The sequence below is a fragment of the Amycolatopsis sp. GA6-003 genome, from assembly GCF_046267895.1.
Lineage (GTDB): Bacteria > Actinomycetota > Actinomycetes > Mycobacteriales > Pseudonocardiaceae > Amycolatopsis.
In genome coordinates, this window is the sequence record NZ_CP176499.1 from 9,266,562 (window position 1) to 9,287,368 (window position 20,807).

19 protein-coding genes and 1 pseudogene are annotated in these 20,807 nt (G+C 71.9%); 17 read left to right on the plus strand and 3 right to left on the minus strand.

Annotated features, from left to right (window positions below):
• Positions 1 to 347: 347 nt before the first annotated feature.
• Positions 348 to 623 carry a YggT family protein gene (locus F9C12_RS41810; protein WP_409464150.1) on the minus strand — a complete coding sequence of 92 codons (276 nt, stop codon included), beginning with the start codon at positions 621 to 623 and terminating at the stop codon, positions 348 to 350.
• A gap of 145 nt (positions 624 to 768) precedes the next feature.
• On the opposite strand from F9C12_RS41810, the gene F9C12_RS41815 reads away from it, so the two are divergent.
• The 17 genes and pseudogenes from F9C12_RS41815 (at position 769) to F9C12_RS41895 (ending at position 17,766) form a co-directional block, all read left to right on the plus strand.
• Positions 769 to 2,469 carry an IlvD/Edd family dehydratase gene (locus F9C12_RS41815; protein WP_409464151.1) on the plus strand — a complete coding sequence of 567 codons (1,701 nt, stop codon included), beginning with the start codon at positions 769 to 771 and terminating at the stop codon, positions 2,467 to 2,469.
• The gene (locus tag F9C12_RS41820; RefSeq protein WP_409179832.1) at positions 2,469 to 3,302 is read left to right on the plus strand and encodes a fumarylacetoacetate hydrolase family protein; all 834 of its coding nucleotides are present in this window, start codon (positions 2,469 to 2,471) and stop codon (positions 3,300 to 3,302) included. The genes F9C12_RS41815 and F9C12_RS41820 overlap by 1 nt, the downstream gene beginning before the upstream one ends.
• Positions 3,303 to 3,389: 87 nt before the next feature.
• Entirely contained in the window at positions 3,390 to 4,694 is a 1,305-nt protein-coding gene (locus tag F9C12_RS41825) for an alginate lyase family protein (RefSeq protein ID WP_409464152.1), read from the plus strand.
• 106 nt (positions 4,695 to 4,800) lie between these two features.
• Positions 4,801 to 5,085 carry an isoamylase early set domain-containing protein gene (locus F9C12_RS41830; RefSeq protein WP_409179834.1) on the plus strand — a complete coding sequence of 95 codons (285 nt, stop codon included), beginning with the start codon at positions 4,801 to 4,803 and terminating at the stop codon, positions 5,083 to 5,085.
• A 116-nt stretch (positions 5,086 to 5,201) separates the two neighbouring features.
• Positions 5,202 to 5,816, plus strand: coding sequence for a TetR/AcrR family transcriptional regulator (locus tag F9C12_RS41835; RefSeq protein WP_409464153.1), 615 nt, complete (start codon positions 5,202 to 5,204; stop codon positions 5,814 to 5,816).
• A 1-nt stretch (position 5,817) separates the two neighbouring features.
• Positions 5,818 to 6,480, plus strand: a complete 663-nt coding sequence (locus F9C12_RS41840) for an enoyl-CoA hydratase/isomerase family protein (protein ID WP_409464154.1) — start codon at positions 5,818 to 5,820, stop codon at positions 6,478 to 6,480.
• A gap of 126 nt (positions 6,481 to 6,606) precedes the next feature.
• Positions 6,607 to 7,074, plus strand: coding sequence for a fluoride efflux transporter FluC (locus F9C12_RS41845; RefSeq protein WP_409464155.1), 468 nt, complete (start codon positions 6,607 to 6,609; stop codon positions 7,072 to 7,074).
• Positions 7,074 to 7,442: a fluoride efflux transporter CrcB gene (gene crcB / locus F9C12_RS41850; protein WP_409464156.1), complete on the plus strand. Its 369-nt coding sequence runs from the start codon at positions 7,074 to 7,076 to the stop codon at positions 7,440 to 7,442. Before F9C12_RS41845 ends, crcB begins: the two co-directional genes overlap by 1 nt.
• Positions 7,443 to 7,555: 113 nt before the next feature.
• Positions 7,556 to 8,881: a purine-cytosine permease family protein gene (locus F9C12_RS41855; RefSeq protein ID WP_409179839.1), complete on the plus strand. Its 1,326-nt coding sequence runs from the start codon at positions 7,556 to 7,558 to the stop codon at positions 8,879 to 8,881.
• 25 nt (positions 8,882 to 8,906) lie between these two features.
• Positions 8,907 to 10,457, plus strand: coding sequence for a hydantoinase/oxoprolinase N-terminal domain-containing protein (locus F9C12_RS41860; RefSeq protein WP_409464157.1), 1,551 nt, complete (start codon positions 8,907 to 8,909; stop codon positions 10,455 to 10,457).
• Between the two features lie 5 nt (positions 10,458 to 10,462).
• Positions 10,463 to 11,533 (plus strand): DUF917 domain-containing protein, encoded by a 1,071-nt coding sequence (locus tag F9C12_RS41865; protein ID WP_409464158.1) that lies wholly within the window; start codon positions 10,463 to 10,465, stop codon positions 11,531 to 11,533.
• A pseudogene (locus F9C12_RS41870) lies at positions 11,530 to 12,624 on the plus strand (DUF917 domain-containing protein). The gene F9C12_RS41865 and the pseudogene F9C12_RS41870 overlap by 4 nt, the downstream one beginning before the upstream one ends.
• Positions 12,621 to 13,340, plus strand: coding sequence for an SDR family oxidoreductase (locus tag F9C12_RS41875; protein WP_409464159.1), 720 nt, complete (start codon positions 12,621 to 12,623; stop codon positions 13,338 to 13,340). The pseudogene F9C12_RS41870 and the gene F9C12_RS41875 overlap by 4 nt, the downstream one beginning before the upstream one ends.
• Positions 13,341 to 13,354: 14 nt before the next feature.
• A complete protein-coding gene (locus tag F9C12_RS41880; RefSeq protein ID WP_409464160.1) occupies positions 13,355 to 14,425 on the plus strand; it encodes a DUF917 domain-containing protein in 1,071 nt (356 codons plus the stop codon).
• Positions 14,422 to 15,918 (plus strand): PucR family transcriptional regulator, encoded by a 1,497-nt coding sequence (locus F9C12_RS41885; protein WP_409464161.1) that lies wholly within the window; start codon positions 14,422 to 14,424, stop codon positions 15,916 to 15,918. Before F9C12_RS41880 ends, F9C12_RS41885 begins: the two co-directional genes overlap by 4 nt.
• 58 nt (positions 15,919 to 15,976) lie before the next feature.
• Complete coding sequence (locus F9C12_RS41890) at positions 15,977 to 16,834, plus strand: helix-turn-helix transcriptional regulator (RefSeq protein ID WP_409464162.1); 858 nt, start codon at positions 15,977 to 15,979, stop codon at positions 16,832 to 16,834.
• An 80-nt stretch (positions 16,835 to 16,914) separates the two neighbouring features.
• Positions 16,915 to 17,766 carry an oxidoreductase gene (locus F9C12_RS41895; RefSeq protein WP_409464163.1) on the plus strand — a complete coding sequence of 284 codons (852 nt, stop codon included), beginning with the start codon at positions 16,915 to 16,917 and terminating at the stop codon, positions 17,764 to 17,766.
• Between the two features lie 59 nt (positions 17,767 to 17,825).
• Here F9C12_RS41895 and F9C12_RS41900 read toward each other — a convergent pair whose 3' ends face one another.
• Both F9C12_RS41900 and F9C12_RS41905 read right to left on the minus strand, forming a co-directional pair.
• Positions 17,826 to 19,055 (minus strand): alpha/beta fold hydrolase, encoded by a 1,230-nt coding sequence (locus tag F9C12_RS41900; protein WP_409464164.1) that lies wholly within the window; start codon positions 19,053 to 19,055, stop codon positions 17,826 to 17,828.
• Positions 19,056 to 19,998: 943 nt separating this feature from the next.
• On the minus strand, positions 19,999 to 20,292 hold the full coding sequence (locus F9C12_RS41905) for a hypothetical protein (protein ID WP_409179849.1): 294 nt from the start codon (positions 20,290 to 20,292) through the stop codon (positions 19,999 to 20,001).
• Positions 20,293 to 20,807: the final 515 nt, after the last annotated feature.

The window sequence follows — 20,807 nt, forward strand, 5'->3', positions numbered from 1 at the left end:
GCTCAGCGCCGGGCCCAGCGGCCCCGCCAGCACACCTCACCGGCTCGCGGACGCGGGAAGAACCTGCTCAACCGCGGCCGGAACCTGACCTGGTGGTTGTGGCTGGCCTGACCGATCACTACGCCGACGACAACGTCTCCGACCGCTGGCAGCGACGCGGCGCCCGGTCCCACAGCTAAACCCGGACCACGGCTGTCACGACAAACCACCCGCTCACGCCCGCCCCGGCACCGTCAGCGGCACGACCACGCCCAGCAGCGGCGAGACGGCAGCAAACCGCCCGCTCACGACGCCGTCTCACCGGCACTCCGCCGTCCTCACAACGTCTCACCGGCACCCGGCCGTCCTCACAACGCGAACGCGAGCGACCGCACCACCAGCGCCGCGACGAACACCACCGTGAACGCCACGTCGAATCCCACCCCGCCGGCCCGGATCGGCGGCAGCACCCGGCGCACCGGGGCGAGCACCGGCTCGGTCGCGCGGTGGCTGATCCGGCGCACCTGCCCCAGCCACGCGGGCCCGGTCGCCGCGAGGCGGGTCCAGTCCAGGACCATCCGCACCACCAGCACCACGACGAACACGGTCAGGACGTACCCGACCAGGGTCCCGATCAGGCTCATCGCACACCTCGCGTCTCCGGCAGCGTTCTCACCCCTCCCAACGTCCCGCGCCCGCGCGAAGTGTCCGGTTCACCGGATTTCTCAGCCGATTGCCAGGATCCGCCCGATCGGGTATCGAGGAGGATCCGGAGAAGGGAGTCGGCGGGTGCGCAGCGCGGCGTGGTTCGGGGCGTCCGGCCGGGCGGGGACGATCCACCGGTCGTGGATGCGGTCCCAGGGCTTCGGCCCGGAGGTGCTCGACGGCCGTCCGGTGATCGGGATCGCGGTGAGCGCGTCCGAGCTGGCCCCGTGCAACGTCCACCTCGACCGCGTCGCCGAGGCGGTCAAACGCGGCGTCTGGCAGGCGGGCGGCTTCCCGCTCGCGTTTCCCACGATGGCGACCGGCGAGACCCTCATGCGCCCCACCGCGATGCTCTACCGCAACCTGATGGCGATGGAGGTCGAGGAGCTGATCCGCGCCAACCCGCTCGACGGCGTCGTCCTCCTCTCCGGCTGCGACAAGACGACCCCGGCGATGCTGATGGGCGCGGCGAGCGCCGACCTGCCCGCGGTGATGGTCACCGGCGGCCCGATGCTCAACGGCAAGTTCCGCGGCGGCGACGTCGGCTCGGGCACGCACGTCTGGAAGTTCGAGGAAGAAGTCAAAGCCGGCCGGATGACCGAGGAGGAGTGCTTCTTCGCCGAAGGCTGCATGGCCCGCTCGAACGGCCACTGCATGACGATGGGCACCGCCTCGACGATGGCCTGTCTCGCCGAAGCGCTCGGCATGCAGCTGCCCGGTTCGGCGACCTGGCCCGCGGTCGACGCACGGCGCTTCGAGACCGCGCAGGCCGCCGGTCAGCGGATTGTCGCGCTGGTGAAGGAAGACCTGAAGCCGTCGGCGATCCTCACCCGCGCGGCGTTCGAGAACGCGATCCGCGTCAACGCCGCGATCGGCGGGTCCACCAACGCGATCGTGCACCTTCTCGCGCTGGCCGGGCGCGTCGGCGTCCCGCTCGCGATGAACGACTTCGACGAGCTGGGCCGAGCTGTCCCCACGTTGGTGAACCTGATGCCCTCGGGCCGGTTCCTGATGGAGGACTTCTGCTACGCGGGAGGCATTCCCGTCGTGCTGACCAGGCTCGCCGAAGCCGGGCTTCTGCGCACCGACGTCCGTACGGTCGCCGGCAAGCCGAGAGAACCCGCGAAGTGCTGGAACGACGACGTGATCACCACGGTCGAGGCGCCGTTCCAGCCGCCCGGCACCGGAACCGCTGTGCTCACCGGGAATCTCGCCCCGGACGGCGCGGTGCTGAAGCAGTCGGCCGCGTCGCCGGAGCTGCTCGCGCACACCGGTCCGGCGCTCGTGTTCGACACCGCGGAGGACTACCACCGCGTGGCCGACGACCCGGACCTGCCGGTCACCCCTGACACGGTCCTCGTCATCCGCGGCGCGGGCCCGAAGGGCTACCCGGGCATGCCGGAGGTGGCGAACGTCCCGGTGCCGAAGAAGCTGCTCGAGCAGGGGATCGCCGACGTGGTGCGGATCTGCGACGGCCGGATGTCCGGCACCGGCTACGGCACGGTCGTGCTGCACGTGAGCCCGGAATCGGCGGTCGGCGGCCCGCTCGCGCTCGTCCGCACCGGCGACCGGATCACGCTCGACACCCCCTCGCGCCGGCTGACCCTGCACGTTCCCGACGACGAACTCGCCGCCCGCCGCGCGGCGTGGACCCCGCCGGAAAGCCCGTACCGCAGCGGATACGCCTGGCTCTACCGCGAGCACGTCACCCAGGCGCACCTCGGCGCGGACTTCGATTTCCTGCACGGCGCCCGCGGTTCCGCAGTGCCGAGGGATTCGCACTGATGCGCCGCCTCGTGAAGACCGCCGCCGGCTGGCAGGTCACCGACGGCGAATCCGCCGGCGCGCTCCCGACCGGCATCACGCTCGGCTCCCTGCTGTCCCTGCCCGCCGACGACTTCGCCGAGGCGCTGGCGATCGAGCTGACCCCGGGCGAACCGGTCGAGCCACGGGCGCCGGTCGACGACGACACCGAGGTGTGGGCCGCCGGAGTCACCTACGCGGTGTCGCGCGAGGCCCGGATGGAGGAGAGCGGCGACGCCGACGTCTACGCGCGGGTGTACGAGGCGGAGCGGCCGGAGCTGTTCTTCAAGAGCATCGGGCACCGCGTGCGCGGGCCGGGCGAGCCGATCGGCGTGCGCGAGGATTCCTCCTGGGACGTTCCGGAACCCGAATTGGCGCTGGTGTGCAACGCGAACGGCGAGATCGTCGGGTACACGATCGTCAACGACGTGAGTTCGCGCAGCATCGAAGGCGAGAACCCGCTGTACCTGCCGCAGGCCAAGACGTACCGCGGTTCTTGCGCGGCCGGGCCGTGGATCGTGCCCGCGCACGAGATCCCGGACCCGTACGCGCTCGGCATCACCGTGACGATCCACCGCGCCGGAGAACTGCTCTGGGCGGGGGAGACGTCCACCTCGCGGCTGCGTCGGCGGCTCGCGGAGCTGGTCGGCTGGCTCTACCGCGGCGACGTTTTCCCGCGCGGCGCCGTCCTGGCCACCGGTACATCCGCCGTTCCCGGCCCGGACGTCACGCTCGAAGCAGACGACGAGGTCACCATCATGATCGAGGGGATCGGCACCCTCCGGAACCCGGTCCGGCGCGGCCGCCGCGCGTGACGTCCTCTTGACGCGACCGCCCGCGTTCGGTTATTCAATCTCAGTTCACATATCTGTGGAGTATTCATATTCTTGAACGGAGTTGCGGTGCTGCCTCCTTCCCGGTCTTCCCGTCCGCGTCGTCTCGCGGCGGTTCTCACGACGGTCGCGGGCCTGCTCGCGACCACTGCCGGAGCGGCGACCGCCGCGCCCGCGCCTTCTTCGTGCTCGTTCGTCTGCGTGCCGGACACCGTGGTGCTCGACGGCGTTCGCCTGGCAGGCAACAAGATCGGCCTGATGGCCGGGAACCCGACCCTGCGCGCGTCGCTGTCGAATCTGCTGAAGCAGGCCGACGACGCGCTGACCAAGGGCCCGTGGACGGTCGTCGACAAGGAGCGCGTCCCGCCGAGCGGCGACAAGCACGACTACCTGAGCCTCGCCCCGTACTACTGGCCCAGCCAGCCGAAAACGCCGGAGAACCCGCAGGGCTGCCCGTACGTCGACCGCGACGGCCAGGTCAACCCCGAGATGAAGAACGTGCCGGACAAGGCCGAACGGCTCGTCGCGTTCAACTCGATCTACCAGCTTTCGCTCGCCTGGTTCTACACCGGCAAGGCCGAGTACGCCCAGCGCGCCGCGCTCGACCTGCGCACCTGGTTCCTCGACGCGGCAACGAAAATGAACCCGAACCTGAACTTCGCGCAGGGCATCCCGTGCAAAACCGACGGGCGCGGGATCGGCATCATCGAGTTCTCCTACACCTTCACCCAGGTCCTCGACGCCGCCCGGATCCTCGACGCGGGCGCGCCCGGCTGGACGAAGGCCGACGGCAAGGCGTTCCGCGGCTGGTCGGCCGACTTCCTGACCTGGCTGCGCACCAGCAAGAACGGCACCGACGAGGCCAAGGCGGCCAACAACCACGGCACCTTCTACGACCTGCTCACCGCCGCGACCGCCAGCTACGTCGGGCAGCGCGACCTCGCCCGCCAGATCGTCCGCGACTCCGGCAAGGCCCGGATCGACCACCAGATCGCCGCGGACGGCGGCCAGCCCGAGGAGTCCACCCGCACGCGGACGTACCACTACCACACGTTCAACCTGGTCGCGCTGACTCGCCTCGCGCAGCTGGGCAAGCACCTGGGCGTCGACCTGTGGTCGTACCGGAATCCGCGGGGCGGCAGCATTTTCGCCGCCGTCGACCACCTGCTCCCGGCGGCCACCGGCGCCGCGCCCTGGCCGTTGCCGGACATCCATTTCATCCAGTACGCCGCCCTCGACAGCGTGCACGCCGCGGCGGACGCGGGCGACTGGAAGGCCCGCGCCGCGGTCGGCCGCGTCCCCGTCCCGCCCGGCGGCGACCTGTTCCCGGTGCGCCCGGCGGCCGAGCAGCTGGACGACGTTTCCACCACCTGACCCCGGTTTTCACCCGGACGCGGCACCGGCCGCGTCCGGGTTTCCGGCGCCGGTCGTGAAACGATCCAGCACGTCCGATCCGCCGGAACGGGAAAGGGAAACCGCCGTGATCAAGACCAGCCGGGCCTCCGGCTCCGGGGCCCGCCGGGTGACGTTCGTCCTGCCGCTCGACACCCCGCCCGGCCCGGTGAGCGTGGTCGGCGACTTCAACGACTGGCAGCCGGGCCGCCACGAACTCCGCAAACGCTCGAACGGCACGCGCTCGGCCGCGGTGGAGGTCCCGCCCGGCGCGCGGCTGCGCTTCCGCTACCTGGCCGACGGCGGCCGCTGGCTGGACGACCCGGACGCGACCGCTCGCGACGGGCGGGATTGTCTGTACGTCGCGGACTGACGCGCCCCCGTCTCGTCGGCGGAGAGCTGTCCAGCGCGGGGGTCGCGCTCGCGACCCCTGAGCCGCGCATCACTCCGCCCTAGTTTTGGAGCATCCGCTCCATTACTATCCGGGCCATGCCCCGCCCCCGGATCCACGACCCCGAGCTGATCCTCGACGTCGCCGAGCGCCTGATCGCCGACACCGGCCCCGAGGCGCTCACCGTCCGGAAGCTCGCCCAGGAAGCGGGCGTCCCGAACAGCACGATCTACCACGCCTTCGCCAACCTTCCCGCGCTGATCGGCCAGACCTGGCTCCGTGCCGCCACTTTCTTCCTCGACGAACAAGAGCGGCTCGTCGACGAAGCGCCGAACCCGGTCGAAGCGGTGGTCGCGGCGGCCGACACCCCGGCGGTGGTCGCCGACGCCCGTCCGGACGCCGCGCGGATGATGATCGCCGTTCCGGCCAAACGCGTGCTGGGCCCTCAACTGCCCGAAGAACTCGCGGAAGCCTTGCACGCCTTGGACAAACGCCTGGTCCGCCTCCTCGTCCGGCTCGCCCGGCAGCTCTGGAACCGCGGCGACGGAGCGGCCGTCGAGGTGATCACCGCCTGCGTCGTGGACCTTCCGACCGCCCTGCTCCGCCGCGAACTCGCCACCGGGCCCGCCACCGCGGCGAGCCGGGAACGGCTGGCCGCGGCCGTCCGCGCGATCCTCGCCCTCGAACCGCCGAAAAAGTCCAGAAAGGACTGACATGCCCACCCTCTCCGCCACCGGCCCGGTCCACGTGCTCGACTTCGGCGCGGACGAAAACCGTTTCGCGCCACCATGGCTGGAAGAAGTCCACACGCACCTCGACACGGTCACCGCGGGCAAGGAACCCGCCGCGCTCGTCACGATCGGCAGCGGCAAGTACTACTCCAACGGCCTCGACCTCGACTGGCTCACCAGCCATCCCGACGAAGCGGGCAAGTACGTCACGAGCATCCACGAACTCTTCGCTCGCGTGCTCGCACTGCCGGTCCCGACCATCGCCGCGGTCAACGGGCACGCTTTCGGCGGCGGCGCGATGCTCGCGATGGCCCACGATTTCCGCGTCATGCGCGAGGACCGGGGCTACTTCTGCTTCCCCGAGGCCGACCTCAACCTCCCGTTCACCCCGGGCATGGCCGCGCTCGTCCAGGCGAAGCTCACCCCGGCCGCCGCGGTCGCGTCGATGACCACGGGGAGCAGGTTCGGCGGTCCGCAAGCGAAAGCGCTCGGCCTGGTCGACGCGACCGCCGCGCTGGAAGACCTGCGGACGGAGGCCGCGGAACGAGTCGCTCCGCTGGCGGGCAAGGACCGCGGCACGCTCGGCGCGATCAAGTCCACTATGTTCGGTCCGGCGCTGACCGCGTTGCGGGAGGCGGGAAACTGATCGAGTAGGCTCGCATGCGCGCGGCGGTGGGGCTCGCCGCTCCGGGCATCGCCCGGACAACCGCGGTCTTGGCCGCCGACAGTCCCTGCTCGAACGGCGACCCAGCCCGTGGAGTAGGAGAAGACTGTGCCCGAAGAACCTCTCGACCCGGACGTCGACCTCCGGGATCCCGCGCAGCAACGCGAACTCGTCCGGCACCGCGGGCCGGTGCTCGGCGTGATCGCGCTCGGCGGCGGGCTCGGCGCGCTCGCCCGCTACGGCCTCGCGCAGGCCCTGCCCACCGAAAGCGGCGGCTTCCCGTGGGCGACCTTCTGGACGAACGTCGGAGGCTGCTTCCTCATCGGCGTGCTGATGGTGCTGGTCACCGAGGCATGGTCGGCGCACCGCCTGGTGCGGCCGTTCCTCGGCGTCGGCATCCTCGGCGGCTTCACCACTTTCTCCACGTACGCGGTCGAAGCGCGCAACCTGCTCCAGCCGGACACCGTGCCGCTCGCCTTCGCCTACCTCGGCGGAACGCTCGCCGCCGCGCTGCTCGCCGTCCTGCTGGGACACGCGCTCACCCGCAAGCTGGTCCCAGCGAAGGCGGCTGTCTGATGACCGTGCTCCTCGTTTTCCTCGGCGCCGCGGTCGGAGCGCCGATGCGGTACCTGACCGACCGGGCCGTCCAATCCCGGCACCAGAGCCTGTTCCCGTGGGGCACCTTCACCGTCAACCTGCTCGGCTGTGTCCTGCTCGGCGGGCTCGCCGGCGCCGGGACCGCGCTGCCCTCGGCGGTCTACACACTGCTCGGCACCGGCTTCTGCGGTGCGTTGACGACGTACAGCACCTTCAGCTACGAAACCGTCCGGCTGGCCGAGCGCCGGGCTTACTTCGCCGCGGCGGCGAACGTGGTGGTCAGCGTCGCGGCGGGCGTCGGCGCGGCGGCTTTCGCGTACGAGGCTGTCCACGCCTTGGTCGGCTGAAGGTGCGACTCGCACAGCCGGGCCTGTCCGGTTGTGCAGATCGCACGGTGACCTCGCCGAAGCCGCTGCTTACGGTGCTGGGAACCCGTTCCCCTCCTGGATGAGGAGTCGCCATGGCCTCGGCTGTCGGTGTCGACGATTACGCGCTGACCAGGGTGCCCGATTCCGCCCGTTACTCGTGGTGGTCGGTCGCCGTGCAGCGGTTCGGCCAGGTTTCCGCGCTGTCGCAGTTCCTCCTCGGCGCGACGATCGGCTTCGGGATGAGCTTCGGCAACGCCGTGCTGGCGTTCACGCTCGGCTCGGTCATCCTCGAACTGATCACCATTCTCGTCGGCGTCATCGGCGTCCGCGAGGGCCTGACCACCTCGATGATCGCGCGCTGGACCGGCTTCGGCCGCGGCGGCTCCGCGCTCATCGGGCTGGCCATCGGGATCAGCCTGATCGGCTGGTTCGGCATCCAGTCCGCGGTGTCCGCGCAAGGGCTCGCCGCGCTGGTCGGCGGACTGCCGGAATGGGGATGGGCGCTCGTGTTCGGACTGGTGGTGACCGCGATCGTGGTGCGCGGCTTCCACTCGATGGCGTGGACGGCCTACCTGATGGTGCCCGCGTTCCTGATCCTGGTCGGCTGGTCGGTGGTGTCCGAGCTGACCCGGCACGACCTCGGAGCGCTCGTGGCGTCCGCGCCGCCGGGCCCGCCGCTGTCCCTGCTGCAGGGCACCACGCTGGTCGCGGGCGGGTTCATCGTCGGCGCGGTGATCACGCCGGACATGACCCGGTTCAACCGCACCACCGGCGACGTCGTCAAGCAGACGCTCGTCGGCGTCACCCTCGGCGAGTACGTGATCGGCCTGGCCGGCGTGCTGCTCGCGCACGCGGTCGGCACGGCGCAGATCACCGCGATCGTCACGTCGTCGGTCGGCTGGGTCGGGCTGCTGATCGTCATCGCGGGCACGATGAAGATCAACGACTGGAACCTGTACTCGTCCGGGCTCGGCGTCGTGAACTTCATCGGCACCGTCTCCGGGAAACGGGCGCACCGCGGCCTGGTCACCGCCGTGCTCGGCGTGGTGGGCAGCGTGCTCGCCGCGGCCGGGATCCTCTCGAAGTTCACCGATTTCCTGACCGTGCTCGGGGTCGCCTTCCCGCCCGTCGCCGGGATCATGGTCGCCGAGTACTTCGTGGTGAAGCAGTGGCGCGGCGAGCTGGAGGAGGCCCGGGCGCGGGGCGCGGTGCCCACCGCCGCCCCGGTGTGGGTGCCCGCGACGATCGTCGTCTGGATCGCCGCCGCGCTGTTCGGCGAGTTCGTCGACTGGGGCCTGCCCAGCATCAACTCGCTCGTCGTCGCTTTCGTTCTGTACGTGGCCGCCGGGAAGCTCGGCCTGGTCCGCGGGGTCGGCAAGAGCGCCACCGCGGACGCCGAACCGGCCCCGGCCGCCTGATTCCCCGAACCGAAAGGAAAATCCCGTGCGCATCGGCATCGACGTCGGCGGCACCAACACCGACGCGGTCCTGCTGGACGGCCGCGAGGTGCTCGCCTCGGTCAAGACCAGCACCACCGAGGACGTCACCTCGGGCATCGTCGCCGCGATCGACGGGCTGCAGCGGCAGCGCGCGTTCGACCCGGCCGCGGTGCGGGCGGTGATGATCGGCACCACGCACTTCATCAACGCGCTCGTCGAGGCGCACCGGCTGGCCCCGACCGCCGCGGTGCGGCTCAGCCTGCCCGCGGGCGCGTCGCTGCCGCCGATGGTCGACTGGCCGCAGCGGCTGGTCGACGCGGTGTCCGGGCGCAGCTACCTGGTGCACGGCGGCCACGAGTTCGACGGACGGCACATCGCCGAACTGGACGAGAGCGAACTGCGCAAGGCCGCCGACGACATGGGCGCGGCCGGGGTGCGCAGCGTCGCGATCACGTCGGTGTTCTCGCCGGTGAACGCGGAGTTCGAGGCGCGGGCGGCGGAGATCCTCTCCGCGCAGCTGCCGGACGTCGCGATCTCGCTGTCCCACGAAATCGGCCGGATCGGCTTGCTGGAGCGGGAAAACGCGACCGTCGTCAACGCCGCGCTGCGCGAGCTGGCGGCGCACATCGTGGACGGGCTGGCCGCGTCGGTCACCGGCGCGGGCATCACCGCGCCGCTGTACCTGAGCCAGAACGACGGCACGCTGATGGACGTCGACTTCGCCCGTCGCTACCCGGTGGCGACCTTCGCGTCCGGTCCGACCAACTCGATGCGCGGCGCGGCGGTGCTGTCCGGGTTGGACACGTGCGCGGTGGTCGACGTCGGCGGCACCACGAGCGACGTCGGCGTGCTGCGGCAGGGTTTCCCGCGCGAGGCGACCACGGACGTGAGCGTGGCCGGGATCCGCACGAACTTCCGGATGCCGGACGTCCTTTCGATCGGCATCGGCGGCGGCAGCCGGGTCCGCGGCGACGCGGCCGGCGTGACCGTCGGACCGGATTCCGTCGGCTACGAGCTGACCTCGAAGGCGCTCGTGTTCGGCGGAGACACCTTGACCGCCACGGACATCGCGGTCGCCGCCGGCCGCGCCGAGATCGGCGACCCGGCGCTGGTCGCGCACCTCGGCCGGGACTTCGTGAAGGCCGCGCTGGACCGGATCGCGGCGGACGTTTCCGACGTCGTGGACCGGATGCGCACGTCGTCCGAGCCGCTTCCGGTGGTCGCCGTCGGCGGCGGTTCGGTGCTGCTGCCGGACGAGCTGGCCGGGTCCGGCGAGGTCCGCCGCCCGGACCACTACGCGGTGGCCAACGCGATCGGCGCGGCGATCGCGCAGATCGGCGGCGAGGTCGACCGGGTGTACGTGATCGAGCCGGGCCGCCGCGAGGCCGTGGTGGACGAGGCGAAGCAGGAGGCCGTCGACCGCGCGGTCGCGGCCGGGGCGAGCCCGGCGTCCGTCGGCATCGTCGACTTCGACGAGGTGCCGATCCCGTACCTGCCCGGCAACGCCACCCGGATCCGGGTCAAGGCGGTCGGCGACCTGCAGCTGGGGGCGTGAAAACGATGGCTGAGATCACTGCGAACGACCTGGACGACATCGCGCGCGGCGCGGCCATCCTCGGCACCGGCGGCGGGGGAGACCCGTACATCGGCCGGCTGCTGGCGCATGCCGCGGTCCGCGAGCACGGTTCCGTCCCGCTGGTGTCGCTGTCCGATTTGGACGACGACGCCGTGGTGCTGCCGGTCGCGATGATGGGCGCGCCGACGGTGATGGTGGAGAAACTGCCGTCCGCCGAACAGGTCGGGCTCGCCGCCCGGACGCTGGCCACCTACCTGGGCAAGGAACTCACGCACATCGCCTGCGCCGAGGCGGGCGGCGTGAACTCGCTGATCCCGGTCGTCGCGGCGGCGCAGCTCGGGCTGCCGCTGGTGGACGCGGACGGCATGGGCCGCGCGTTCCCGGAACTGCAGATGGTTTTGCCGACCCTGTACGGAATCCGCGCGACCCCGATGTCCATCGCGGACGAGAAGGGCAACCGCGGCGTACTGGACACTGTGGACAATCACTGGGCCGAGCGGCTGGCCCGGTCGGCGACCATCGACATGGGCTGCTCGGCGATGATCAGCAACTACGCGATGTCCGGCGCGCAGGCCCGCGAGTCGATGGTGCCCGGCACGCTGACCCTGTGCGCGGAACTCGGCGCACTGGTGCGCCAAGCCCGCGACGAGCACGAGAACCCGGTGGATCGCGTGGTGGCGCGGCTGCGCGGCCGGACGCTGTTCAGCGGCAAGGTCGTGGACGTCGCCCGCCGCACCGTCACCGGGTTCGCCCGCGGCGAGGCGCGACTGTCCGGAATGGACGGTGACGCGGGGAAGGAGATGCTGCTGCGGTTCCAGAACGAGCACCTGGTGGCCGAGGTGGACGGCGAGGTGTGCGCTTCGGTGCCGGACCTCATCTGCACGCTCGACCGCGAGTCCGGCGAAGCCGTCACCACCGAGGGCCTGCGCTACGGCCAGCGGGTCACGGTGCTCGCGGCCCCGGCGGACCCGCGCTGGCACACTCCGGAAGGCATCGCGCTGGCCGGGCCGCGGTACTTCGGCTACGACCTCGATCCGATCGGGGTCGCCGGATGAGCTGGACCCTGACCGAAGACCACCTCGAAGACCTCGCCCGCGGCGCGGCCGTCCTCGGCACCGGGGGCGGCGGCGACCCGTACGTCGGGCGGCTGCTGGTGCGCGAGGCGATCCGCGAGCACGGACCCGTCACCGTGCTCGACCCGGACGAGCTGGACGACGACGCCCTCGTCATCCCGACCGCGTAAATGGGCGCGCCGACCGTCGTGCACGAGAAGCTCCCCAACGGCGCCGAACCGGAACTTGCCTTGCGGGCGCTGGAAAAACACCTCGGCGCGAAGGCCGATGCGACGATGCCGATCGAATGCGGCGGGATCAACTCGATGATCCCGCTGGTCGTCGGCGCGCGGCTCGGGCTGCCGGTGGTCGACGCCGACGGCATGGGCCGGGCGTTCCCGGAACTGCAGATGGAAACGTTCGGCGTGTACGGCGTCCCGGGTTCGCCGATGGGCATCGCCGGAGAGCGCGGCGAGACGACGCTGATCGACACCGGGGCCGACAACCGCCGGATGGAATGGCTCGCGCGCGGGATCACCATCCGGCTCGGCGGGGTCGCGCACATCGCCGAGTATTCGATGAGCGGCGCGGACGTGAAACGCACGGCGGTGCCGCGGACGCTCTCGCTGGCGTTGCGGGTCGGCCGGGCGATTCGCCTTGCCCGCGAAGAGAATGCCGACCCCGTCGATGCGTTGGCGACTGCGCTCAGCGACACGTTGTACTCGCATTTGCGGGTGTTGTTCCGCGGCAAAGTGTCCGATGTGGAACGACGGACCGAAGAAGGGTTCGCCCGGGGCCGTGCCGCGGTGGTGTCGTTCGACGGCGAGCACAAGCTGGAAATCCTTTTCCAGAACGAAAACCTGGTGGCGCTCGTCGACGACGAGGTCCGTTGCCTCGTGCCCGACCTGATCTGCGTGCTGGAAGCGGAATCCGCCGAACCGATCACCACGGAGACGCTGCGCTACGGCCAGCGCGTCACTGTGGTGGGGATTTCGACGCCGCCGCTGATGCGCACGCCGGAAGCGCTGGCCACGTTCGGCCCGGCGGCCTTCGGGCTGGCGCACGAGTTCGTTCCCGTGGAGGTGGCTTCGTGAATTCGCTCGACGGCCGGGTGGTCGTGATCCTCGGCGGCGGTTCCGGGATCGGGCTGGAGGTGGCCCGGCGCGCGACCGCGGCGGGCGCGCTCGTCCACCTCGGCGGACGGACCGGCGACAGGCTCCGGGCCGCCGCGGCGGAACTGGGCCCGACCGCGACCTGGCAGGCGGTCGACACCACCGACCAGGCGTCGCTGGCCGAGTTCTTCGGCGCGCTGGAGCGGGTCGACCACCTGTTCACGCCCGCCGCGTCCTACACCGTCGGCCCGATGCGGGACCTGAGCGACGCGGAGGCGGAAAGCCCGTTCGTCACGAAGTTCTGGGGCCAGTACCACGCGGTGAAGCACGCCGCGCCGAAGCTGTCGGACGACGCGTCGGTGGTGCTGATGTCCGGCGTGGCGAGCGTGCGCCCGCCCGCCGCGGCCCCGGCGTACATCGCGTGCAACGCGGCGATCGAGGGGCTCGGCCGCGGGCTCGCGGTGGAACTCGCCCCGGTCCGGGTGAACGTCGTGTCGCCGGGCACGATCGACGGGAACCTGTGGGCCGGGCGCCCGGCCGCCGCGCGGGAGGCGAGTTTCGCGCAGTACCGCGCGGACACGCTGCTGCACCGCGTCGGCCGGGAGTCCGAAGTGGCCGATGCCGTGCTGTACCTGTTCACCAGCACTTACACCACCGGCTCGACGCTGTATCCGGACGGCGGCTACAGCTTCCGCTGATACGCTGACCAGCCATGCGCATCACCGCCGCGGACGTGCCGGCTCTCGAACGCGGCGTCGCGCTGCTCGGGTCCGGCGGGGGCGGGGACACCGTCACCGCGGCGGTGCTGCTGCGGCGGCTGACCGAAGCCGGCGGCGAACCCGTCGTGCACCCGGCCGCCGAGCTGCCGCCGGACACGCTGGTCGTTCCGGTCGGCATCGTCGGCGCGACCGCCGCGTTCGCCGAGAAGCTGCCGAGCGGCGACGAATTCGCCTCGGCGATCGCGGCGATCGAACGCTGGACCGGGCAGCGCGCGCAGGCGCTGATGACCATCGAGATCGGCGGTCTCAACGGCCTGCTTCCGCTGGTCGTCGCCCAGGAACTGGGGCTGCCCTGCGTGGACGCCGACCTGTCCGGGCGCGGGCTGCCGCGGCTCGACCAGCTCTCGGTCGCCGCGACCGGCCGCGGGGTCGCCCCGGCGGCGATGGCCGAACCCGGCGGCCGGGTGGTGGTGCTCGCCGCCGCGGCCGCCCCGGTGGTCGAGAGCGGGATCCGCGCGTTCCTGGCCAGCTCCGGCGGCTGGGCGGCGATCGCGCTGGCCCCGATCCCGGCCGGCGAACTGGCCGGGCACGCGGTCCTCGGCACGACCGGCGAGGCGCTCGCCCTCGGCGCCCGGGTGCTCGCCGCGGGGGAGGGCCCGGACCTCGCCGCGCTGGAAACCGCCCTCGACGGCCGGGTCCTCGCCCGCGGCCGGGTGCTGGAGGTGTCGCGGCACGTCGGCCCCGGACAGCACGGCCATCCCGGGTTCGGCCGCGGTTCGGCGACCCTGGCCGACCACCGCGACGGCGCGTTGCTGCGGCTGGAAATGGAGAACGAGTACCTGCTGGCGCTGCGGGACGGCTTGCCGGTGGCCTCCACTCCGGACGTGCTGTCGGTGCTCGACCGCCGCACCGGCGTCCCGCTGCAGTGCGACGCGATCCGCGCCGGAGTGGAGGTGGACGTCGTCTGCCTCGCCGCGTCCCCGTTCTGGACCGACCCGCGCCGCCGTCCGCTGCTGGAACCGCGCGCGTACGGAATCGACTGCGATCCGGTGGCCGCCCAGTGATTCTCCGCCAGCTGCTCGCGTTGCCCTCGTGGGCCGGCCCGGTCCGCGTGTGCTCCGGCGAGTCCGGTTTGGACCGTCCACTCCGGACAGTCACCGCCGCGCTGGACGCCTCCGGCACGCCCGCCGCCGGCGAACTCGTGGCGGTCGTCCGTCCGCTCGGCTCCGACTGGCAGATCGACGCACTCCTGCGCCGGTGCGCGGACGCCCGAGCCGCCGGGGTCCTGCTTCCCGGAGCCGAACCGCTCGCCGCGTCCCGGCTTCTGGCCGAACGGCTGTCGGTGCCGCTGCTCGTCACGTCCGCCGATCCGCTCGACCTGCTCGTGGACGCCCGCCTCGCGCTGGCCGCCCCGGACCTCGACCGCGCCGACGCGGTGCTCGCCGCGCACCGGGCGCTGGGGGAGCGGCTGCGGCCGCCGGAGGAAATCGTGACCGTGCTGCGGCGGCTGCTGGACGCTCCCGTCGCCGTCCTCGACGACCGCGGCGAGGTGCTCGCCGGAGAACTCGCCGAGGCCGCCCGCGTGCGGGTGCACGAGCCGGTCCCGCAACGCGTCGCCCTCCCGGACGGTGTCCTGCTCGCGCATCCCGCGGTGCTGCCGCAGCCGTCGGTCTGGCTGGCCGCCGAGCTGACCGGCGCGAAAGCCGCGCGCGCGGACGTCGTCGCCGCGACGCTGGCCGTCGCCGCCGGCGCCGTGCAGCGCTGGCTGCTGGCCCACCGCCTCGAACTGGAGCGCGACGCCCGTTCCCGGTCCGCCCTGCTGGGCGACCTGCTGCGCCAAGACACCGAACCCGGCGCCGACCTGCGCCGCCGCGCCGCCGACGCGGGCTGGCGGCTCGGCGGCTGGCACGTCGGCCTGCGCATCGGCGTCCCCGCCGACGTCGACACCGTTTCCCGCACGCAGGAAGTAGTGCGCGCGCTGCGGGCGGAGTCGATCGACGCGGTCACCGTCGAACACGGCGAGGGCTGGACCGGCTGGGTCACCTTCGAACAGGAACCGACCGCGGAACGGGTGCGGGCGCTGTCCGCGCGGCTGCGCGCCGTGCACCGCAACCTGCGCCGCACGCTCGACGCCCACCTCGGCGTCGGCCGCCCGCACGCCGACGGTCTCACCGCGACAGTCGCCGAAGCCACCGATGCCGCCCGCCTCGCCGCGACCCGCCCGGAGACCGGGCATTTCCTGCACGTGGACCAACTCGGCATGGCCCAGCTGCTCCTGGAATGGACCCGCACCGACACCTTCGAACCGGCCGCGCGCGCGTTGCTCGCCCCGCTGGCCCCGGCGCCCGGAGACCTGATCCGCACGCTCGCGGCGTACCTCGACGCCGAGTCCTCCCTCGCCGAAACCGCGACTGTGCTGGGGATCCACCGGAACACCGTCGCCGCCCGGATCGGCCGGATCGAGCAGTTGCTGCACGTCGACCTGTCGCGCCCGGACGAACGGCTGGCCCTGCATCTCGCCGCCCGCGCGGTGATCCTCGCCCGGCCCGGCGGGTAGTACTGACAGGGCCAGCTACCGCCTTGGTGATCGACTGCGCGGAAGGCAGACTCGAGGCATGGGCAAGAACGACCTCGGCGATTTCCTGCGGGCCCGCCGCGCCGGGCTGATGCCGGAGGACCTCGGTCTTCCGGCCGGATCCGGCGGCGGACGGCGGGTTTCCGGCCTGCGGCGCGGCGAGGTCGCGCAGCTGGCCGGGGTGAGCACCGAGTACTACACCCGGCTGGAACAAGGCCGGGCCCGGCAGCCGTCCGAGCAGGTGCTGGCCGCCCTGTCCGACGCGCTGCGCTTCGACGACATCGAGCGGCGGCATCTGTTCGCTCTCGCGGGTGCCACCGCTGAACGCCTGGACCGGGCCGAGCACGCGTCCCGGCTGCGCCCGGCGCTTCGGCAGGTGCTGGACTCGATGGAGCTGGCGTCGGCGTTCGTCAGCGACCGGAACCTCACGGTCGTCGGCGGGAACGCGTTGTGGGCCTTGCTGTTTCCCGACGTGGCGCGGCTGCCGCGGCGGGAACGCAGCATGGCGCGCTGGACGCTGCTGGACCCGGGAGCCCGCCTCGTGTGGCGGGATTGGGAACGCGTCGCCCGCGACTACGTGCACGGGCTGCGGATGGCCGCCGCCGCGCAGCCGCGGAATCAGCACATCGCCAACCTGATCGGCGAGCTGATGATGCGTTCGCCCGAGTTCCCGGCGTGGTGGTCGGAACACCGCGTCCAGGAACGCAGCACCGGCCTGAAACGCCTGCGCCATCCGGTCGTCGGCGATCTGGAACTGCAGTACGAGATCTTCTCCGCGGTCGCCGATCCGGGCCAGTCGATGGTCGTCTACAGCGCACCGGCCGGTTCGCCTTCGCAGGAACGGTTGCGGCTGCTGGCCAGCTGGGGCCGTGAGCCCGCACCTCTCGCCGAGTCCTGATCTTCCCTTGTGCCTCGGGCCCCGCCGTACCCGCGGGGTCCATGCCGTCCTGCCCGATTTCCCCGAAAGGACCTTCCGCAGTGAGCAAGAAATTCCTGATCACCGGCGTCAGCACGGGCCTCGGCCGCGCCATCGCCCGCCGCGCCCTCGCCGCCGGGCACCACGTCGCGGGCACCGTGCGCACCGAAGCACACGCGGCCGATTTCGTGGCGCTGGATCCCGAACGCGCCCGCGCCTTCGTTCTCGACCTGACCGACGCCGACCGGATCGAGCCCGCGGTGCGGGCCGTCGAGGAGGAACTCGGCCAGATCGACGTGCTCGTGGCCAACGCCGGCTACGGGCTCGAAGGCACCTTCGAAGAGTCGTCGATGGAAGACCTGCGCCGCCAGTTCGAGGTCAACGTCTTCGGCACGGTCGCCACGATCAAGGCGGTGCTGCCCGCCCTGCGCGAACGGCGCGACGGCCAGATCTTCGTCATCACCTCGATGGGCGGGCACACCACGTTCCCCGGGCTGGCGTTCTACGAGGGCAGCAAACACGCGCTGGAGGGCATCACCGACACCCTCGCCCAGGAGGTCAAGCAGTTCGGCGTGCGGGTCACCGCGGTGGCTCCGGGCGCGTTCAAAACCGACTGGGCGGGCCGGTCGCTCGTCCGCGCGCCGCGCCGCATCGCCGACTACGACGCCCTGTTCGACCCGATCCGGACCCGCCGCCAGGCACTGGCCGGTCAGGGCATCGGCGACCCCGACCGGGCGGGCGACGCGATCCTCTCCCTGCTGGACGAGGAAAACCCGCCGGTGCACCTGCTGCTCGGCTCGGACGCGCTGCGCCTGGTCGCCGCCGGACGCCAGCGCGTCCAGGACGACTTCGACGCCTGGCAGGACCTGACGCTGTCCACCGACTCCGTCGACGGCGGCGTCACCGTCGCCTGACCCCGCGCGGGGAACCCTGCTGGTACGCAAGGGGGTAGCAGGGTTCCCCGCACGTCAGGTCAGACGCGTCCGCGCACGAGGTCGATCAGCCGCCCGAGCACGTGGTCGCCGGACGCGCGCAGGCCGTTGTGTTCGTACTCGTTGGTGAGCCACGGCCGCAGTGTCGGGATCAACCGCGCGGTTTCCTCGGAGAACACCCGCTCGACGTACATGTCGTTGGCGTAGATCGCGGCCGCCGCCGGAACCGTGCACTCGCGCAGTGCATCGGCGTCGTACAGCCGCGGCCATTCGTGCTGCGCGAGCAGTTCGGCGGTCTCCTTCATCGGCCGGAGGCTGTGGAGATCGTCGAAAAGCCAAGGGAACACGTGCTCGCCGGTGAACAGCGTCCGGTCCGTGCGGAACTCGTCGGGCAGCACCCGTTCGGCGGACCAGCGCGTGGCGAATCCGTCGGAGTACGACGATTCGTGGATGACCGAGTACAGCGGATTGCGCCCGCTGAACGGCAGCGAGTTCGCGACGTCGTGCGCGAACGCGGGGGACTTCGGGTCGCGTTCGAGCAGGTAGTGCAGTGCCTCCTCGCCGCCGCTGGCGCCGAGGAGGTATCCGAGCTGCTGGAACAACCGCGCGGTGAGCGGGCTGCCGTCGGGCAGGACCACGGCGCCGTCGTCGAGCAACGGCAGCAGCGCTTCGACGCGGTCGCGATCGCCGGGATAGCGGAGGTAGTACTGGCGGTTGCGTTCGAGCAGGTTCGCGAACGTCGCGGTGTAAACCTCGTCCGGATGGCGTCCGACCGGCGGGAGCCCGCCGGTGAAGAAGGCCTCGGCCAGCCCGTCGGGAGCGGAGGAAAGGTAATGGAGCGTGCAAAACCCGCCGAACGACTGGCCGAGCACGCTCCACTTCCTGACGCCCAGCTGCTCGCGCACGAATTCCGCGTCGCGCACGATCGCGTCGGCGCGGAAGTGCGTGAGGTATTCGGCCTGCTCGGCGGGCGTGCCCGGCAGCGTGCCGACCGGAGCGGACCGCCCGGTGCCGCGCTGGTCGAGCATCAGGACCCGGTACTCCCGCAACGCCCGGGGCAGCCAGCCCGGCGCCCCGAGCGACGGCCGCGGCGCCTCGTGCCCGGGACCCCCTTGCAGGTACACGAGAAACGGCCGGTCGAGCCCGTCCGGATCGGCGACCTCCCGGGCGAAGACGGTGATCTTCGCGCCGTCCGGGCGGGAATGGTCGAGGGGAACGGAGAACTCGTGCTCGGTGAGCACCAGGCCGGAAACGCGCACGGTGGTTGCCATGCGGGCGATTCAACCAGAGCGGGCGCGGGGGAGGCCACGGGAATTGGCGGGGTTGGTCTATTGTGGACAGTCGGGTGGGCGCTGTTCGCGGTGGTTGCGTTCCGGCGCGGGTTACGGTGGGGTGGGGCTTTCCCGGGTCTGGTCGGGATTCGCTGGCCCGCGCCTTCTCTGCCTGACGGGGTTTGCTGGCTCGCGGCTTCTCTGGCCCGGTGCGGGTTCCCTGGCTCGTGGCCTGCTGGGCCGGCGGGGTTTGGTTTGGCTCGCAGCCTGCTCCGGGCCGACGCGGATTCGCTGGCTCGTGGCCTGCTGGGCCGACGGGGTTGGCTGATTTGCGGCCTGCTCCGGGCGGATGAGGGTTGGCTGGCTTGCGGCCTGCTTCGGGCCGATGGGGTTGGCTGGCTTGCGGCCTGGTCCGGCCCGACGTGGGTTTGCTGGCTCACGGCTTCTCTGGCCCGACGCGGGTTTCCCTGGCTCGTCGCCTGTGCTGGGCCGACGGCGTTTGGCTGGCTTGCGGCCTTCTCCGGCCCAATGAGGGTTCGCCGAACCGCGGCCTTCCCCAGCTCGATGTGGTTTTGCTGGCTCTCGGCCGCTGTTGGCGCGATGGGCCCTTCGCCGTCCGGCGGCCGTTGTTCGCCCGGAACAGCTTTCGCTGGCACGACCTCTGCCGACTCGCGGCCGCTTGGGCGATTCCCGCGGCAACCGCGAGGGTGCTGAGGAGGAGCGTCGGCATCCTCGGCTGCCGCGGGGTGCCGCAGGAGGAGCGTCGGCGCAGCCTTGCGCATTCACCTCCGCCGGGCCACTTTCCGCTGGACGTATCCCCGCGGCCTGCCTTCACCCGTGCGGCACCTGCGGCCGGCTTTTCGGGGCTCCGCGCGGAGTGCCGCTCAGCCTGCCGATGCCGAGGTTTCCGCCGCCGGGAGCTGGTCGCGGCCGGAAAACGGTGTTATTCCTTCCCCATCGCCCGGCGGATCTCGGCGAGCTTGTCCTTCGCCGCTTCCTTGCGGTCGGCGATTTTCTTGTCCAGCGACTGCAGGTCCTCCGGCCCGCCGATCCCGGCCAGCTCCTGCGCGCCGACGGAGGTCTGGTACCGCTTCTCGATCCGGTCCCGCACGAAGTCGAACGACGGCGCGCCGTTGTCGCTGTAGTCGGGTTCGGGGAGGTCGGCGGACGGCGTGCCGGGGCTCTCCACGATCTCCGCGTCGAGCGGCTGCTGCTCGCCGGGCTTGTCCGCGCTCATCGTCTCGCCTCTTCTCGGTCGTCGGCTCCGTCTCCGACCCTAGCCGACCTCGCGCGAGCGGGTGGATGTTTCGCCGCCGCGGGTGTGCGGTAGCCCGTCAGGGAGAGAAAGGAGCCCGCGATGTTCCGTCCCCGCTCGACCGCGCCGCCCGCACCGCCGGAGCCCGTCCCTCCCGGCCCGGTGGAGCCCGACCCGGTGACCCCGGGACCGGACCGTCCGCTGCCCGACCCCGACCCCCTCCCGCCCGAACCCGAACCCGGCCCCGAGCTGGCGGCGGCAGGTCCCTTGTGGACAGTCCGGCCGGAGTGAACCGGGCCGCGCCGACCGGGCGCGCCGACCTGTCCGGCCGGAGTGAACCGGGCCCTGCCGACCTGCCCGGCGGGAGTGCACCGCGCCTTTGGCCTGCCCAGCCCGGGCGAGATCGCCCGCTCCCGGCCAAGTCAGTCGCGAGCACGCGTTATCCAGCCAAGCCTGCGCCGGTCCCCAGCACGAGTCCCGCCGATCCCGAAGCCCGT